This is a genomic window from Phenylobacterium sp., from assembly GCF_965284355.1.
Lineage (GTDB): Bacteria > Pseudomonadota > Alphaproteobacteria > Caulobacterales > Caulobacteraceae > Phenylobacterium.
Map to the genome: position 1 here is coordinate 2,590,597 of NZ_OZ260078.1, position 12,658 is coordinate 2,603,254.

Genomic DNA, 12,658 nt, shown 5'->3' on the forward strand with positions numbered 1-12,658 from the left:
GGCCACAGTTCCTCACCCGCTCGCGGGGGAGGGGGACCGCGAAGCGGTGGAGGGGGCGCTGGGCTACCCGCGATCCACCGCGAACGGCCCGAAGGCCTGCTGGACCGGCATCAGCTCCAGCGTGTTGACGTTGATGTGGGCCGGCAGCTTCAGCACGCTCTCGCAGACCAGGGCGACGTCGTCGGCGCTCATGGCGTGGACGCCCTTGTACACGTTGTCGGCCTTCTCCTGGTCGCCGGCGAAACGGACCACCGAGAACTCGGTCTCCGCCATGCCGGGTTCGATGGAGGTCACTCGCACCTTCGTGCCGATCAGGTCGGCGCGCAGGTTCAGCGAGAACTGGCGCACGAAAGCCTTCGTGGCGCCGTACACATTGCCGCCCGGATACGGGTAGCTCGCCGCCACCGACGAGAGGTTCAGCACGTCGCCGCGGTTGCGGGCCACCATGCCGGGCAGGACGGCGCGGGTGATGCGGACCAGCCCGGTGACGTTGGTGGCGATCATCGTCTCCCAGTCGCTGAGCGAGGCCTCGTGGGCCTTGCCCAGGCCCAGGGCCAGGCCCGCGTTGTTGTAGAGGATGTCGATGGCCCCGAAGGCGGCCGGCAGGCTGGGCAGCAGGCCGGCGATGGACGCCTCGGAGGTGACGTCCAGCTCGCGAGTCACCAGGCGATCCGTCGCCAGGTCCTTCGCCAGCGCCTCCAGCCGCGCGGCGCGCCGGCCGGTGGCGATCACCTGGCCGCCCGCGGCCACGATCCGCCGCGCCATGGCCTCGCCGAACCCCGAGGTCGCGCCCGTTACGAGGGCGATCCGGCCCTCCGCCCAGTTGTCCGCCATCATCCGACCTTCGCCACTGAATCCACGATCGCCATCGCCGCATCCCGCCCGATCAGCCGTTCGACGATCCAGGCCGCGAGGTCCTGTGTGGCCAGGCAGCCGCCGCCCGTGGCGAGGTTGCCGTGAACCACGAAGGGCCGCCGCTCGGTCCTGACGCCCATGGCCTCAAGCTCGGCGAAGACGCTGGGATAGGTGGTTGCGCTGAGGCCGTCCAGCAGGCGCAGCGCCGCCAGGATCAGGACGCCGGAGTCGATGGCCGCGACCAGCTGCCGCGCCGGGTCCAGGTTCAGCGCGCCCAGGAACGCCGGGTCCTTGATCTTCAGCCGGCTGCCGGGGCCGCTGACGATGAAGATGGCGTCGGCGCCTGCCGCCCAGTCCAGCGGCTCGTGGCGGTCGATGGCCAAGCCCGAGTACGAGGTGATGCGCGGCGCGTCGGCGCAGATGCGGACGTCCCACTCGCCCGGATAGGCGGCGTAAGTCGGGTCCTTGACGCGGTAGAACAGGTCCCAGGGCATGAACAGGTCCACGTCGGTAAACCCCTCGAACGCCACTATCGCGATCTTCATGCGCACCCCTCCAGCCCGGTTCCGTTTGGACGCCCGATGTGGGGCAGGCGGCGTGCGCGGCGCAGAGCCAGTTCGCAGCCTGTGGACTTGCCGGCCACGAGGGTCTTAACGTCCGCCGGCATGACGCACGGCGCGCTCTACATGGATGCGGAGATCAAGCCGAACCGCTCGCTGTCGGAGCGGGGCTTCATCATCCTGATCTCGGTCATCACCGCGGCCAATGTGGCGTCCGCGGCGGTGTTCGTGCGGATGGGAGCCCACTGGGTGCTTCCGTTCCTGGGTATCGACGTGCTGGCGATCGTCGTGGCGTTCATCGCCAGCTACCGGTCGGGGCGGATCATCGAGCGGATCCAGGTCAGCCCCGGCGCGGTGCGCGTCACCTGGGAGGGCCCGCGAGACAGCCGGATCGTCTGGGAAAGCCCCACCGCCTTCACCCGCATCACCGTGGAGAAGGACGAAGAAGACCGGGTCATGGCCCTGCACCTGGCGCTCTCGGGCCGCGAGACGCCCGTGGCCGCGGCCCTGAGCCCCGGCGAGCGGGGCGAGTTCGCCAAGGCCCTCGAAGACGCCATCTGGCGCGCCCGCCGACATCGCGACTGATCAGCGCCATTGAAAGTCGTTTAGTTCTAAGTTACATCTAGTTTAGCACTAAACGGAATGATGCGATGCCGACACGCCGGACGGTCCTGGAAGTTCTGATCGGAGGCGGCGCCCTGGCCATCGGGGGCTGCGCCTCCGGCAGCGGTCCCGATCCCGCGGCGGCCTGGCGCAATCCCGGCGCGGGCGAGCGTGATCCGCGCCGCTGGGCCCTGGCGCACGCGATCCTCGCGCCCAACCCGCACAATCGCCAGCCCTGGCTGGTCGACCTGCCCGGGACGGACGAGATCGTCTTCTATGCCGACACCACCCGCCTGCTGCCGGCCACCGATCCGCCCAACCGCCAGATCACGCTCGGCTGCGGGGCGTTCCTCGAACTTCTGGACCTGGCGGCGCGCGAGCGCGGCTTGCGGGCCGACATCACGCTCTGGCCTCAGGGGGAGCCGCAGCCGGTGCTGGACGCACGCCCCGTGGCGCACGTGCGGCTGGCCGCCGACGGCGCGGTGAAGCCCGATCCGCTTTTCCGCCAGATCACCGCCCGGCACACCAGTCGCGAGGCCTACGACCTGTCGTCGCCGCCCGCCGCCGCCGACCTCGCCCGCGTGGTCGCCGTCGCGCCGTCGCCCCTTACGGCCGCGGCGGTCGCCGACAAGGCCGGGGTCGCACGCCTCATCGACATCGGCGCGCGCGGCTTTGCGCGCGAGATGACCACCGCCGACGCGGCCCAGGAATCGGCGCGGCTGACGCGGATTGGTCCCGCCGAGATCGCCCGTCACCGGGACGGCATCGCGCTCAAGGGGCCGTTCCTGGAGGGCATGGCGGCGATCGGCCTGCTGACGCGCGAGACGATGGGCGACCCAAACTCATTCGCCACCCGTAGCGCCATCGACATGTTCGCCAAGACCATCGCCGCAACCCCCGCCTTCGTCTGGCTGAAGGGGCCCGACAACAGCCGCGCGACCCAGATCGCGAGCGGCCGGGCCTATGCGCGCATGCACTTGACGGCGACCGCGCTGGGCCTGTCGATGCAGCCTTGGAGCATGACGCTGCAGGAGTTCCCCGAGATGGCCGAACTGTATCGCGAGACCCAGGCCGCCCTGGGCGCGAGCCCGCGGGCGCCGCTGCAGATGCTGGTCCGGATCGGCAAGGCCAAGCCCGTGGAGCCTGCGCCGCGTCGAGGCCTCGCCCAGCATATCCGGGCATGACGCCGCCGAACGACCCGACGGCCTTCGTCTTCTTCAACGAGGTCGCGATCATCGAGCACCTGTCCCGCACCGCCGCCGAGCGCGTCCTGCCGGAAGGGCTGTCGCTGGCCGGATTCACGGTGCTGAACCACATGGTCCGGCTGGGTCACGAACGTCGGGCCCCGGCGCAGATCGCCAACGCCGTGCAGGTGACCAAGGGCGCCATGACGGGGACGCTGAAGCGGCTCGAGGCAGGCGGATGGGTCCGCGTCGAACCCGATCCCGATGACGGGCGCGGCAAGACCGTGACCGTCACGCCCGCGGGACGGGCGGTGCGCGAGGCCGCGATCGCCAACCTGAGCCCGCTCTTCAGCGAACTGCTCCGCGAGGTGGACCTGGAGGCGCTGGCCGCCGTGCTGCCGACCCTGCAGCATGTGCGCCGGGTGCTGGACGCCGCGCGGGATTAGGCTCCGACCGCGGCCTTCAGCGCCTCGAGGCGGCGATCGTCGGCGGGGTGGGTGGAGATCACTTCCGCAGGTTTCGCCGCATCCGCCGAGCGCGCGATCATCCGCTCCCAGAAGCGGATCGCGGCCGTCGGGTCCTTGCCGGCCTTGCGCATGAGATCAACGCCCACGCGGTCGGCCTCCAGCTCGTGCTTGCGGGAGTAGGGCAGGATCACGCCCAGAGTCGCGCCGACGCCCAGCGCCGCGCCGATTTCGTCGGTCCACTCGCCCGCCTCCTGGGCGATCAGCATCTGGGCGACGGCGACGCCGGCCTTCACTGCGACCTCCTGGCTCATCCGCTCGGCGGAGTGACGGGCGATGACATGGCCCACCTCGTGACCCAGGACCGAGGCGACCTCGTCGTCGCTGCCGGCCAGCTCCAGGAGGCCCCTGAAGAACCCCACCTTGCCGTTCGGCAGCACGAAGGCGTTGAGCTCGGGGCTGTCCAGAACCTTGAACGACCAGTCGAGGTCGTTCCGGCCCGACGCCCTCACCAGCGGCGCGCCGATGCGGGCCAGCCGGGCATGGGCGGCGGGATCGGCCACCGGCGGGACCTTGGCCACCACCTCGTCCCAGGTCTGGTCGGCGAAGCTCACCAGCTGGGCGTCGTCCACCAGCACCAGCTGCTTGCGCCCGGTGGCGGCGTTCTCGCTGCAGCCGGCAAGGCCGGCCGCGCCCAGCGCCGCCATGAACCCCCGCCGGGAAAAGCAGCGGCCGCACATCAGAGGATGAACTTCGACAGGTCGGCGTTCTTCGACAGCTCGCCGATGCGGCCCTGCACATAGTCCGCGTCGATGGTGATGGTCTCGCCCGTGCGGTCGGCGGCGGTGAAGCTGATATCCTCCATCACCCGCTCGAGCACCGTCTGCAGCCGGCGCGCGCCGATGTTCTCGACCGCGCCGTTCACGGCCACGGCGGCGTCCGCCAGGGCGTCGTAGGCATCTTCGGAGAAGCTCAGCGTCACGCCCTCGGTGGCGAGCAGCGCCTGATGCTGGCGGATCAGATTGGCCTCGGGCTCGACCAGGATCCGGCGCATGTCCTCGCGGGTCAGCGCCTTCAGCTCCACCCGGATGGGCAGGCGGCCCTGCAGTTCGGGCAGCAGGTCGGACGGCTTGGCCACATGGAACGCGCCCGAGGCGATGAAGAGGATGTGGTCCGTCTTCACGGGACCGTGCTTGGTGGAGACGGTGGTGCCCTCGATCAGCGGCAGCAGGTCGCGCTGCACGCCCTCGCGGCTCACGTCGGCGCCCGCGCGGTCCTGGCGGCTGGCCACCTTGTCGATCTCGTCCAGGAAGACGATCCCCTCGTTCTCGGCCAGGGCCAGGGCCTCGGTGGTCAGCGCCTCCTGGTCGACCAGCTTGTCGCTCTCCTCGGCGATCAGCGGGGCCCAGGCGCCGGAGACGATGGTCTTGTGGGTCTTGGTGCGGCCGCCGAACGCCTTGCCCAGCATATCGCCGAGATTGAGCATGCCCATGTTGGGCTGGCCCGGGATGTCCATCATCGGCAGCGACGGCGCGCTCTCGGCCAGCTGCAGCTCGACCTCCTTGTCGTCCAGCTCGCCGGCCCGGAGCTTCTTGCGGAAGCTCTCGCGGGCGGCGGTAGACCCAGGGCCGGTGAGGGCGTCCAGGATACGCTCCTCGGCGGCGGCCTCGGCCCGGGCGCGCACGCCCGCGCGGCGCTTGTCGCGCACCATGGCGATGGCGCTTTCGACCAGGTCGCGGACGATCTGGTCCACGTCACGGCCGACGTAGCCCACCTCGGTAAACTTGGTGGCCTCGACCTTCAGGAACGGCGCCTGGGCCAGCTTCGCCAGCCGGCGGGCGATCTCGGTCTTCCCGACGCCGGTGGGGCCGATCATCAGGATGTTCTTGGGCGTCACCTCGTCGCGCAGATCATCGGGCACGCGGCGCCGACGCCAGCGGTTGCGCAGGGCCACGGCCACGGCCTTCTTGGCCTCGTTCTGGCCGACGATGTAGCGGTCGAGTTCGGAGACGATTTCGCGGGGGGAAAATTCGGTCATGTGTCCGATCAGATAGTCACGAGGCGGGGGCTGCGACAGGCGGCGTCTTCAATGGCGGCGCGGGCAGCAGCACGTCGTACAGCAGCCGCCAGCCCGCCTTGTCGTCGCGCCAGACGCGGACGTAGTGCGCGCGCTGGGCCGAGCCGTCCTGCGCCGTCCACGCCGCGGCCCCGTAGGTCCAGGCCAGGTCGCCGGCGCTGGAGGCCGAACCGCCCAGCGGCGAGAACGCGATGGATGCGGCGCGCGTGGCCAGCTCGGCCTCGATCTCGGCGCGGTTGGCGGGCGGTTTGGCGCGGGATCCCACGATCCGGCCGTCCTCGGCGACGACGGCCAGGTAGGCGGCCTTCACGTCGGTCTTCGCCGCGTCGTGCAGCGCCCGCTCGGCCGCGGCGACCTCGGCCATGGCCTTGGCGGGCGATCCCGCCCGGCGGGTCGAGAGTCTGGCGTAGGCGGCAGGTGAGTCCTTGGGCTCGGCCCCCGTCATGTCGCTGGGCGGACCGCCGTCGTAGAGCCACTTCCAGGAGCCGTCCGGCTGCTTGCCCCAGACGGTGAAGTAGTAGCCGCGCGGCTGGCCGTCGAAGGTATAGGGCCCGGTGGTGAAGCCCAGGTCGCCCGAGCGCGCGATCCCCGCCCACAGCGGCCACCACACGAGCGGCTTGCCCTTAGGCCGCGGCTCGCCGAACGCCGCCCTGGCCAGGATCGGCTCAGGGCCGAAGACGATGCCGTCGGGCGCCGAATGCTTGAAGAAGCTGGCCTGCACGCCGAGCTCGAGCCCGTCGGCCGCGAAGGCTCGTTCCGCGGCGACCACCGGGGCGGGCGTGATCTCGGCGGCGAGGGCGGGGGAGGCGAGGAGAAGGGCCGCCAGCAGGGCCGCGATCCACCCTCCCTCCCTTGATGAGGAGGGACAGATCGCGAAGCGATCAGGGTGAGGCAGTGTGGGCCAGACCTGAGACGTCGGTGAGGATCGCAACTCCCTCACCCTGGCCGCTGGCGCGGCCTGTCCCTCCCCATCAAGGGAGGGAGGCTCACAGCACCTCAACCGTCAGGCTCCCGTTGGTGTAGACGCAGATGTCCGCGGCGATCGCCATGGCCTTGCGGGCGACCTCTTCGGCGTCCAGGCCCTCGACGTCGACCAGGGCCCGCGCCGCCGCCAGCGCATAGTTCCCGCCCGAGCCGATGGCGGCCACGCCGTGCTCGGGCTCCAGTACGTCGCCGACCCCGGTGACGGTGAGGATCTGGTCCTTGTCGGCCACGATCAGCATGGCTTCGAGGCGGCGCAGGTAGCGATCGGTGCGCCAGTCCTTGGCGAGGTCGACGCAGGCGCGGGCCAGCTGCTCGGGGTACTGCTCCAGCTTGGCCTCGAGGCGCTCGATGAGGGTGAAGGCGTCGGCCGTGGAGCCCGCGAAGCCGGCGATCACCCGCCCGCCCGCCAGGGTGCGCACCTTCTTCGCCGTGCCCTTGACGATGGTGGGGCCCATGGAGACCTGGCCGTCGCCGGCGACGACGGTCTTCCCCCCTTTGCGCACCGCCAGGATCGTGGTGCCGTGCCAGTCCGGAAAGCTTGAGTTATCTGCCATCCGGGCCGATGTGAGGACCCCGCACACCGAGGTCAAGTGAATGAGTTTCACGGATGACGAGATCGAACGCTACGCGCGGCACCTTGTGCTGCGCGAGGTGGGCGGTCCGGGCCAGCAGAAGCTGAAGGCCGCCAGCGTGCTGATCGTGGGCGCGGGCGGGCTGGGCGCTCCGGCGGCGCTGTACCTGGCGGCGGCGGGCGTCGGCACGATCCTCCTGGCCGATCCCGACGAGGTGGATGTCTCGAACCTGCAGCGCCAGGTGATCTACGACTCCGACGATCTGGGGCGCGCGAAGGTCGAGGCCGCCGCCGACCGGCTGCACGCGCTGAACCCGCACGTGTTCGTGGCGGGCTTCAACGGGGCGTTCAGCGCCGAGACCGCCGACGAGCTGGTCGACGGCGTCGACCTGGTCCTGGACGGCACCGACGACTTCGGCGTGCGGTTCTGCGTGAACGAGGCCTGTGTGCGCCACGGCAAGCCGCTGATCTCCGGCGCCATCGGCCGCTGGACCGGGCAGGTGGGCGTGTTCGGCCGACAGCCCTGCTACCGCTGCCTGGTGCCCGAGATCCCGCCCGACGCGGAGACCTGCACCGCCGTCGGCGTGGTGGGGGCGCTGGCGGGCGTGGTCGGCTCGATGATGGCCCTGGAAGCCGTGAAACTTCTCACCGGCGCGGGCGAGCCGCTGGCCGGCCGCCTGCTGATCTACGACGCCCTGGCGGCCGAGACCCGCACCGTCCGCGTGGCGGGCGATCCGGAGTGTCCGGTGTGTGGGAAATTCTCCCTCCCTTGATGGGGAGGGACAGATCCCATCCCGCCCCAAGGGCGGGCTGCGTACAAGGAAGCGCCGGGTCGCCGAGCGACCCGGTGGGCGATCAGGGTGGGGGAGTGGCGATCCTCACCAACGTCGGCGCTCGTGCCCCCCTCTTCCTCACCCTGGCCGCTGGCGCGGCCTGTCCCTCCCCATCAAGGGAGGGAGGTCAGATGTGCTTGCCCACAAACCCGGTCATCTGGGTGAGGATCGTCTTCCACGTCTCGTCCGACCAGTTGCGGTGGCCTTCGCCCTTGATCTCGACGTGTTCGCAGGTCTTGCCGGCCGCCTTCAGGGCCTTGGCCATCAGCCGGGACTGGCGGGGGTCGACGATGGTGTCCTCGGTCCCGTGGATCAGCAGCACCGGCGCGGTGATCTCGGCGGCGCGGCGGGCGGGCGAGGCGCGCACCAGCAGCTCCTGGTCGGTCTTGGGGTTGCCCATCGAGCCGCACCAGTAGGCGTAAGCGGGGCTGTCGGCGCCGTCCTCGCGCCGGGAGAACGCCAGCGCCTCGATCAGGTCGGCGTCGCCGGCGATCGAGACCACCGCCTTATACATCGACGGCTGCCGCACGGCGCCCATCAGCGCCGCATAGCCGCCGTAGCTGGCGCCGCAGATCGCCAGCCGCTTCGGATCGGCGCGGCCTGAGGCGATGACCTGGGCGACCGCGTCCTCGACGTCGTCCTGCATGCGGTCGGCCCACTGGCGGCGGCCCAGCTCGGCGAACGCCTTGCCGTAGCCCCCCGAGCCCCGGAAGTTCGGCTGCAGCACCAGCCAGCCTTGGGCCGCCAGCGCCTGGACCGTGACGTCGTAGTCCAGGTAGTCGCGAATCTCGGGCCCGCCGTGCGGCAGCACCACCATCGGCTGCGGGCCCTTGCCGCCGTGGATCGGCGTGGTCAGGTAGCTTGTGATCTCGGCGCCGTCGCGGGTCCTCACCTTGAGCGCCTCGGTGCGGGCCAGACGGTCGGGTCGCAGCCAGGGCTTGGCGTGGCCCACGTACTCCAGCGCCCGCGTCTGGCGATCGTAGACCTGGAAACAGCCCGGCTCCTGCGGGCCGCTCACCTTGAGCAGCAGGCGCTTGTGGTCCTGGTCGATGTCGTAGAGCTGGACGTTGCAGCTGTCCTTCAGCGCCCGGTTGATCGCCTTGAAGTGGGCGCCCAGCGACGGGTCGTTGAACTGGTAGTTCAGCCGGTCGTCCCAATAGGCGCCGCCGACATAACGCAGGTTCTCGTCCACGAAGGCCGACTGCAGGTCGCGGTCGGGCCGCTCGGCGATCACCTCGCCGAAGTCGAGGGTGGCGATATCGAAGGTGCGGATGACGCTGGTGTCCTTGCCATCCATCCGCTGGCAGACGAGGAACACGCCCGCCTTCTGGGTGGGCGCCACGACGTCGAAGTCGGGCAGCTTCTTCATCTCGTTGAGCCGCGACTTGCGGATCAGCTTCCACTCGGTCTCGCCGGGCGCGCGGCCATAGACCCAGCCGATGGTGCCGCGGGCGTTGGCGTCCATGCGCAGCATCGGCACCCCGCCCTGGGTGAGCCACGACTGGGTCGTGACCCCGCCCTGTTCCATCAGCGTGGCCTCGCCCGTGTAGACGTCGACCTTGTAGAGCCCGTAGCTGCCACGGCTGTCGTTCCAGGCCTGCATGAGGATCGCGCGGGGGTCGTCCTTCAGGAAATCGACGACGTGGCTGGTGTCGAAGCCCTGTTTCAGCAGGCCCTTGGCGCCCGCGAACATGATCACCGAGTCCTGGCCCTTGAGGTCCACCGAGATCACCCGACGCACGGGGATCGGCACGAAAGTGTTGTAGAACCAGACGCCGTAAGGGGCGCCCTTCTCGTCGCGGTAGAAGGTGATCCAGATCAGCAGGCGTTCGTCGTTGGCCCACTCGATCTGGCGCACGTCCTGCTCGCCGATCAGGGCGATGGACGGCTGCGCCGCGAGGTCCGACATCTTCGACAGCGCCACGTAGGCGGTGGTCTTGCCGTCCTTCACCTGGGTCCGGAGGATCGCCAGCTGCTCGCCGTCGGGCGAGATGGCCGCGTCGTGGACATGCGGCGCCTGGAGCAGCTCGTCGATGCTGGGGGGCGTGGGTTCGGCGACCTGTGCGCGCGCCGCCGCCGCCGACGCCAGCGCGGGCGCGGCGGCTCCGACGGCGATCATCGAACGGCGGGTCAGCATCAGGCGGCGGGAAGCCCCGTAACTCAGTTACGGAATTGTCTCTGGGAGCGGGCGAACGTCAATCTGTCGGGGACTGCGACGCGACGAACGGCGCGCCGCTAAAGCATCTGCGGCAGGACCCGGTCGGGCGGGCGGTGGCCGTCCATCCAGGTCTTGATGTTGATGATCACCTTCTCGCCCATGTCGACGCGGGCCTCGACGGTGGCCGAGCCCATGTGCGGCAGCAGCACCGCCTGGGGCAGCTTGAGGAGCTTGGGGTTGATCCGCGGCTCCTGCTCGAAGACGTCGAGGCCGCAGCCGGCGATCTTGCCGTCGGCCAGCAGGTCGGCCAGCGCCTGTTCGTCGATGATGGAGCCGCGGGCGGTGTTGATCACCACCGCATGGGGCTGCAGCAGGCGAAGCCGGCGGGCCGAGAGCAGGTGGTAGGTGGAGGGCGTGGCCGGCGTGTGCACCGAGACGATGTCCACCCGGGCCAGCATCTGGTCCAGCGAGTCCCAGTAGGTGGCTTCCAGCTCGTCCGAGACCACGTGGCTGACGGGCTTTCGGTTGTGATAGTGGATCTGCAGGCCGAACGCCTTGGCGCGGCGCGCCACCGAGGCGCCGATCCGGCCCATCCCGATGATCCCCAGCCGCTTGCCGGTGATGCGGCGACCCAGCATCCAGGTGGGGGCCCAGCCAGTGAACTCGCCCGACTGCACCGCGTTCGCGCCTTCGACCACCCGGCGCAGGGTGGCCATGATCAGCGTCATGGTCAGGTCGGCGGTGTCCTCGGTCAGCACGCCCGGCGTGTTGGTGACGATGATGCCCTTGGCGTTGGCGGCGGCCACGTCGATGTGATCCACGCCCGCGCCGAAGTTGGCGATCAGCTTCAGCCGCTCGCCGGCCTTCTCGATCAGGCCGGCGTCGATCTTGTCGGTGATCGTGGACGACAGCACGTCGCAGCGCCCGACGGCTTCGATGAGCTGCTTTCGGCTCATCGGCTCGTCGGAGATGTTCAATTCGGTGTCGAAAAGCTCCCGCATCCGGGTCTCGACCGGATCCGGCAGTTTGCGGGTGACGATGACTTTCGGCTTGCGGGTCGGCATGTGCCTACGGGAAAAAGGTCGGGCGACGTCCGCCTCGATCTGAGGGGCGCGGCGCGCTGAATTGCGGAACCCTTAGCAGGGGGGCCACGCACGGCCAAGGCGAGGCGAAGGGTTGAGTACCTCTAGGGGAAGCAGGCTGGGGATCGTGGCGCTGGCCGTGCTGGTCCTCGCAGGCCCGGCCGCGGCCGCTGACCGTCCGACTCCCTCGGGCTACGCCGTGCCACGCTATGTGACGCTGAAGTTCGGCAAGGTGAACGCGCGCGCCGGCCCCGGCGACGATCATCGCCTGCTGTGGGTCTACCGCACCAAGGGCCTGCCGGTGCAGGTGGTGGCCGAGACCAGCGAGTGGCGGCGCGTGTGCGACCCCGAGGGCGGGCTGGCCTGGGTGCACAAGCGCGTGACCGACGGCCGGCGCGCGGTGATCAACCTGCAGAATCGCCCCGCGCCCCTTTACCGCAAGCCCAAGGCCGGGGCGGAGACGGCGGCGTTCCTCAACGTCCGGGCGATGGCGGCGCTGGACCGCTGCGAGAAGGGCTGGTGCAAGGTCAAGGCCGACGGCGCCTCGGGCTGGTCCCGCCAGGGCGCGCTTTGGGGAACCGCCGACCCACCGCAGTGTCGTTGAGGCCTGCGCCTCCGATTCTCAAGAAAAACGGCTTTTAGTTCAAAGACATGAAGACGTTCTCTTCGCGGAACCGGGGGCCGCTTTTGCGGAACGCGCTCCGGCGTGCTAGGCCCGGCGCCTCTGTCGGACTGCAGGACCATCGTTGATGACCGCCTTCGTGCCCAAGGGCCACTACAGCTACGAGGAACTCCTCGCGTCGGGACGCGGCGAGCTGTTCGGCCCGGGCAACGCCCAGCTGCCGGCGCCTCCGATGCTGATGTTCGACCGCATCACGACGATCAACGCGGACGGCGGCCAGCACGGCAAGGGCTATGTCGAGGCCGAACTGGATATCCATCCCGACCTCTGGTTCTTCGCCTGCCATTTCATCAACGACCCGGTGATGCCGGGCTGCCTGGGCCTGGACGCCATGTGGCAGCTGGTCGGTTTCTTCCTGGGCTGGAACGGCGCGCCGGGTCGCGGCCGCGCCCTCGGCTCGGGCGAAGTCCGGTTCTTCGGCGAGGTGACCCCCGACATCAAGAAGGTCACCTACAAGATCGAAATGAAGCGCGTGATCCTGCGCCGGCTGGTCATGGGCATCGGCGACGGGGTTCTCCTGGCCGACGGAAAGCCCATCTATGAGGCCAAGGATCTTCGCGTGGGCCTCTTCAAGCCCAGCGAACGGGTCTGAGTGGGAGGAGACG

Annotated in this window: 14 protein-coding genes; 6 read left to right on the top strand and 8 right to left on the bottom strand. The window is 69.9% G+C overall.

The features are described from left to right. Window positions 1–63: 63 nt before the first annotated feature. Together ACQ66R_RS12560 and ACQ66R_RS12565 are read right to left on the bottom strand one after the other, a co-directional pair. Window positions 64–834 (bottom strand): SDR family NAD(P)-dependent oxidoreductase, encoded by a 771-nt coding sequence (locus ACQ66R_RS12560; protein WP_430422430.1) that lies wholly within the window; start codon window positions 832–834, stop codon window positions 64–66. Then, complete coding sequence (locus ACQ66R_RS12565) at window positions 834–1,400, bottom strand: DJ-1/PfpI family protein (RefSeq protein ID WP_430422432.1); 567 nt, start codon at window positions 1,398–1,400, stop codon at window positions 834–836. The genes ACQ66R_RS12560 and ACQ66R_RS12565 overlap by 1 nt, the downstream gene beginning before the upstream one ends. A gap of 120 nt (window positions 1,401–1,520) precedes the next feature. On the opposite strand from ACQ66R_RS12565, the gene ACQ66R_RS12570 reads away from it, so the two are divergent. The 3 genes from ACQ66R_RS12570 to ACQ66R_RS12580 all read left to right on the top strand — a co-directional run bounded on the left by ACQ66R_RS12570 (window position 1,521) and on the right by ACQ66R_RS12580 (window position 3,648). Further along, window positions 1,521–2,000, top strand: a complete 480-nt coding sequence (locus tag ACQ66R_RS12570; protein ID WP_430422434.1) for a DUF2244 domain-containing protein — start codon at window positions 1,521–1,523, stop codon at window positions 1,998–2,000. A gap of 65 nt (window positions 2,001–2,065) precedes the next feature. Beyond that, window positions 2,066–3,202 (top strand): Acg family FMN-binding oxidoreductase, encoded by a 1,137-nt coding sequence (locus ACQ66R_RS12575; RefSeq protein ID WP_430422436.1) that lies wholly within the window; start codon window positions 2,066–2,068, stop codon window positions 3,200–3,202. Next, on the top strand, window positions 3,199–3,648 hold the full coding sequence (locus ACQ66R_RS12580) for a MarR family winged helix-turn-helix transcriptional regulator (protein WP_430422437.1): 450 nt from the start codon (window positions 3,199–3,201) through the stop codon (window positions 3,646–3,648). The genes ACQ66R_RS12575 and ACQ66R_RS12580 overlap by 4 nt, the downstream gene beginning before the upstream one ends. On the opposite strand, the gene ACQ66R_RS12585 is transcribed toward ACQ66R_RS12580, so the two are convergent. The 4 genes from ACQ66R_RS12585 to hslV form a co-directional block, all read right to left on the bottom strand. Continuing rightward, window positions 3,645–4,373 carry a M48 family metallopeptidase gene (locus ACQ66R_RS12585; RefSeq protein WP_430422439.1) on the bottom strand — a complete coding sequence of 243 codons (729 nt, stop codon included), beginning with the start codon at window positions 4,371–4,373 and terminating at the stop codon, window positions 3,645–3,647. The two genes, ACQ66R_RS12580 and ACQ66R_RS12585, sit on opposite strands and share 4 nt — an antisense overlap. Window positions 4,374–4,405: 32 nt before the next feature. Further along, window positions 4,406–5,704, bottom strand: coding sequence for an ATP-dependent protease ATPase subunit HslU (hslU, locus tag ACQ66R_RS12590; RefSeq protein ID WP_430422441.1), 1,299 nt, complete (start codon window positions 5,702–5,704; stop codon window positions 4,406–4,408). Window positions 5,705–5,720: 16 nt separating this feature from the next. Further along, complete coding sequence (locus ACQ66R_RS12595) at window positions 5,721–6,512, bottom strand: DUF4440 domain-containing protein (RefSeq protein ID WP_430422443.1); 792 nt, start codon at window positions 6,510–6,512, stop codon at window positions 5,721–5,723. 217 nt (window positions 6,513–6,729) lie between these two features. Continuing rightward, a complete protein-coding gene (gene hslV / locus ACQ66R_RS12600; protein WP_293361053.1) occupies window positions 6,730–7,281 on the bottom strand; it encodes an ATP-dependent protease subunit HslV in 552 nt (183 codons plus the stop codon). Between the two features lie 40 nt (window positions 7,282–7,321). Between hslV and ACQ66R_RS12605 the strand changes: the two genes are divergently transcribed. Then, window positions 7,322–8,071, top strand: coding sequence for a HesA/MoeB/ThiF family protein (locus tag ACQ66R_RS12605; RefSeq protein WP_430422445.1), 750 nt, complete (start codon window positions 7,322–7,324; stop codon window positions 8,069–8,071). Between the two features lie 187 nt (window positions 8,072–8,258). Here the strand turns inward: ACQ66R_RS12605 and ACQ66R_RS12610 are convergent, their stop codons facing one another. Both ACQ66R_RS12610 and ACQ66R_RS12615 read right to left on the bottom strand, forming a co-directional pair. Beyond that, window positions 8,259–10,268, bottom strand: coding sequence for an alpha/beta hydrolase family protein (locus ACQ66R_RS12610; protein ID WP_430422447.1), 2,010 nt, complete (start codon window positions 10,266–10,268; stop codon window positions 8,259–8,261). 98 nt (window positions 10,269–10,366) lie between these two features. Continuing rightward, window positions 10,367–11,353: a 2-hydroxyacid dehydrogenase gene (locus ACQ66R_RS12615; RefSeq protein WP_430422449.1), complete on the bottom strand. Its 987-nt coding sequence runs from the start codon at window positions 11,351–11,353 to the stop codon at window positions 10,367–10,369. 145 nt (window positions 11,354–11,498) lie between these two features. Here ACQ66R_RS12615 and ACQ66R_RS12620 point away from each other — a divergent pair, with 145 nt between their 5' ends. Next, window positions 11,499–11,975, top strand: a complete 477-nt coding sequence (locus ACQ66R_RS12620) for an SH3 domain-containing protein (protein WP_430422451.1) — start codon at window positions 11,499–11,501, stop codon at window positions 11,973–11,975. 145 nt (window positions 11,976–12,120) lie between these two features. Beyond that, window positions 12,121–12,645: a 3-hydroxyacyl-[acyl-carrier-protein] dehydratase FabA gene (gene fabA / locus ACQ66R_RS12625; RefSeq protein ID WP_430422453.1), complete on the top strand. Its 525-nt coding sequence runs from the start codon at window positions 12,121–12,123 to the stop codon at window positions 12,643–12,645. The last annotated feature ends 13 nt before the right edge of the window (window positions 12,646–12,658 follow it).

Excerpts from the sequence above, each read along its gene's own strand:
- ACQ66R_RS12560 (WP_430422430.1), bottom strand. The coding sequence starts at position 834 with ATGGCGGACAACTGGGCGGAGGGCCGGATCGCCCTCGTAACGGGCGCG.
- ACQ66R_RS12565 (WP_430422432.1), bottom strand. The coding sequence starts at position 1,400 with ATGAAGATCGCGATAGTGGCGTTCGAGGGGTTTACCGACGTGGACCTG.
- ACQ66R_RS12570 (WP_430422434.1), top strand. The coding sequence starts at position 1,521 with ATGACGCACGGCGCGCTCTACATGGATGCGGAGATCAAGCCGAACCGC.
- ACQ66R_RS12575 (WP_430422436.1), top strand. The coding sequence starts at position 2,066 with ATGCCGACACGCCGGACGGTCCTGGAAGTTCTGATCGGAGGCGGCGCC.
- ACQ66R_RS12580 (WP_430422437.1), top strand. The coding sequence starts at position 3,199 with ATGACGCCGCCGAACGACCCGACGGCCTTCGTCTTCTTCAACGAGGTC.
- ACQ66R_RS12585 (WP_430422439.1), bottom strand. The coding sequence starts at position 4,373 with ATGGCGGCGCTGGGCGCGGCCGGCCTTGCCGGCTGCAGCGAGAACGCC.
- hslU (WP_430422441.1), bottom strand. The coding sequence starts at position 5,704 with ATGACCGAATTTTCCCCCCGCGAAATCGTCTCCGAACTCGACCGCTAC.
- hslV (WP_293361053.1), bottom strand. The coding sequence starts at position 7,281 with ATGGCAGATAACTCAAGCTTTCCGGACTGGCACGGCACCACGATCCTG.
- ACQ66R_RS12605 (WP_430422445.1), top strand. The coding sequence starts at position 7,322 with ATGAGTTTCACGGATGACGAGATCGAACGCTACGCGCGGCACCTTGTG.
- ACQ66R_RS12610 (WP_430422447.1), bottom strand. The coding sequence starts at position 10,268 with ATGCTGACCCGCCGTTCGATGATCGCCGTCGGAGCCGCCGCGCCCGCG.
- ACQ66R_RS12615 (WP_430422449.1), bottom strand. The coding sequence starts at position 11,353 with ATGCCGACCCGCAAGCCGAAAGTCATCGTCACCCGCAAACTGCCGGAT.
- fabA (WP_430422453.1), top strand. The coding sequence starts at position 12,121 with ATGACCGCCTTCGTGCCCAAGGGCCACTACAGCTACGAGGAACTCCTC.